Source organism: Escherichia sp. AM3 (genome assembly GCF_032029835.1).
GTDB lineage: Bacteria > Pseudomonadota > Gammaproteobacteria > Enterobacterales > Enterobacteriaceae > Escherichia > Escherichia coli.
In genome coordinates this window covers 1-2,504 of the sequence record NZ_JAVUPQ010000195.1, presented here as the reverse complement: position 1 = coordinate 2,504, position 2,504 = coordinate 1, and the positions used below count along the sequence as shown (strand labels likewise).

Here is a 2,504-nt window from a genome sequence, read left to right as displayed (position 1 = left end):
GACTCTTCCTGGCGGGCGGCGATTTCACCACCAATGGTCGACTGATTACGAACATGGCGTGAGTAAACAAAACCGAGGGCTTCACGCAGCGCTGCAGGAATAAATCGCGCATCACGCAGTGGCTGCAAGCGAGACATTGCGCCAATCCGCAGTGCACCGTTATCCCAGTCAACCCAGTCCAGTTCCAGATCCTGTAAGGAAATGGCAATCTTTTTATCGGTACGGGTTGGTGTAGCATTGAGTTTGCTGCCCCCGGCGAACCAGACGGCTTCATCCTGGTAGCGGCGCTTCAGTTCCAGCGCCTGTTCGACAGAGTCGGGCCTGAAAAATTGTTCAATCATCTTCTTTCCTTATTTAACCCTCTTCCCTGCGGGAAGAGGGCATCTGTCATTTATGCCAGCGCATCCATCCGACGCCACATACTGGCAGCGGCTTTTCTGGCTTGTGCATAAATGGAATCGCAATCGAAGTTAAACTGACGGTCTTCATAGACCATCACACCATTGACCATCACGCTGTGAACGCTGCCTGAGCCCATACCGAAAGCGATATGCCCGGCGATATTGTCTGCCAGCAGCGGCGTCGGCGAGTTGTAATCGCAAATGGTTAAATCAGCTTTGTAACCGGCTTCCAGAAGCCCAAATTTCGCGCCAAAGTTGCGGCTCATCAGTTCGTTACCGTTAGTCAGGGCTTTGGCAAAACTGTCAGGCCACAGCGGACCACCCGCATCGCGATGTTTAAAGAAGGCAAATTTCATCTCTTCAAACATGTCCGAACCAATGCCGTCCGTTCCCAACGCCAGATTGCGGATGTCGCTAAGGTGATGGTTGTAGCCGACATGGTTGTTCATGTTTGAACGGGCGTTATGCACCAGGAACGCATCGCGCTGATTGAGTAGGGTGATGTCATCTTTCGACAAGTACAGCCCATGAGCGACCAGCGTTTTGCTGTCGATGAGATCGAATTGCGCCAGTCGTGCCAGCAGGTCTTTGCCGTACCAGTGGTGACTGTAGGAAACGTCGTAAAGGTCTTCCGCAGCGTGAATATGCAAACCACGGCCTGTGGCTTTCACGGCTTCACGCAGCATCTCCAGACCGGCATCCGGCACGGTAAACGGCGCGTGAGCACCGATATGTGCTTCCACCAGATACGGCTCGCTTGTCGCTTTCTTCGCCTCATCAATCAAACGGGCGAAACGGATGTTTTCTTCTACACCTTCCTGCAACTCTTTGATGCCGTTGTTACGGTCAGTAGTTTCAAAACAGGTCATCGCGCGCAGGCCAACTTTTAAAAATGCGTCGCGCAATGTGGAGAGCGACCCGCCGATATACGCCGGAGAGGCATGGTGATCGATAACCGATGTACATCCGCTCTTAATCGCTTCCAGGGAACAAATCAGTCCGCTGTAATAGAGCGACTCTTCATCAAGGGCGCGATCGAGCCGCCACCAGAGATTTTTCAGCGTTGAGATGAAATCCGGGCAAGGGGCGATGTTTGCCATAATTCCGCGGGAAAGCCCCGAGTAAAAATGGTTGTGCGAGCAGACAATCCCTGGCATCACAATCCGGCCATGCATCTCTTTGAAGCTGGCGTCGGGGTAGCGTTGCGTCAGGGCATCGCCGATAGCGACAATCACATCGTTTTCGATGGCGATATCAACGCCTTCCTGCACTTTTGCCGGGTGTAGCTGTACCGCAGTGACATTCTTCAGAATCAACATGATTACACCTCCACGCGGCCCAGCAGATAATGATGATGCTGGTGGACATGGCTGATGATGCGGCACATATCGTTCAGCTCCGGTGGTACGTTGTTAAACTGACCTTTGCTGTCGATGTTTAACACCCAGCTTTGGTTATTCAGACGTACTCGTACCCGGCAATCTTCCACAAGGAAGCCTGGGTTGCTGCTGTTATCAAAGTCTTGCGCCAGGCTGAAGACGGTGATTTTGTCTTTGTACGGTTTACCGTTCCACGGACAGAACTGAGCGCAGTTGCCGCATTCGTTACAGTAAGCGTCGAGGTGCAGCGTCTGGAAACGGTTCTGGAAGCCTGGGACCGCAATGGAGACGTTGGCGCGGTTCGGGCAGACATCCACACACTTGCTGCAAACGTAGTTACATTCGAGGCAGCGAGCGGCTTCCTGGGCGACAAACGCGTCACGATCGTCACTGTTCACCAGCGTGATAGAGATATCGCCTTTACGTTGATAGATTTCCGCTGGATTGACGTTGTTCCAGTATTTATCGTTCTGGTGGGAACGGATATTTTCCCGACTAAGGATGGCATCGGTCGCCCGACGCGCGGTTCCGACAGCAGCGACAATGGAGGATGGTCCGCGCTGTACGTCGCCGATCATAAAGACGTCAGTCAGACGAGTTTCGCCATTATGGTCGACGTCTGGCCAGCCGTTTTTGTCCAGCGGCACGCCCATCGCATTCAGGGCTTCAGTATCCTGCTGTTCACCAATGGCGGTGATCAGGCTGTCTACATGCAGTGTTACTG

3 protein-coding genes are annotated in these 2,504 nt (G+C 53.1%); all 3 read right to left on the bottom strand.

The window, feature by feature from the left end; all coding sequences use genetic code 11:
- Window positions 1-341: FAD binding domain-containing protein (locus tag RTW80_RS23935; RefSeq protein ID WP_312720519.1), on the bottom strand; the 341-nt coding region annotated here is incomplete at its 3' end.
- Between the two features lie 50 nt (window positions 342-391).
- Complete coding sequence (gene ssnA / locus RTW80_RS23930; protein ID WP_000906252.1) at window positions 392-1,720, bottom strand: putative aminohydrolase SsnA; 1,329 nt, start codon at window positions 1,718-1,720, stop codon at window positions 392-394.
- A 2-nt stretch (window positions 1,721-1,722) separates the two neighbouring features.
- Window positions 1,723-2,504: FAD-dependent oxidoreductase (locus RTW80_RS23925; protein WP_312720516.1), on the bottom strand; the 782-nt coding region annotated here is incomplete at its 5' end.

Coding starts and splice junctions, on each gene's coding strand:
- ssnA (WP_000906252.1), bottom strand. CDS start 1,720: ATGTTGATTCTGAAGAATGTCACTGCGGTACAGCTACACCCGGCAAAA.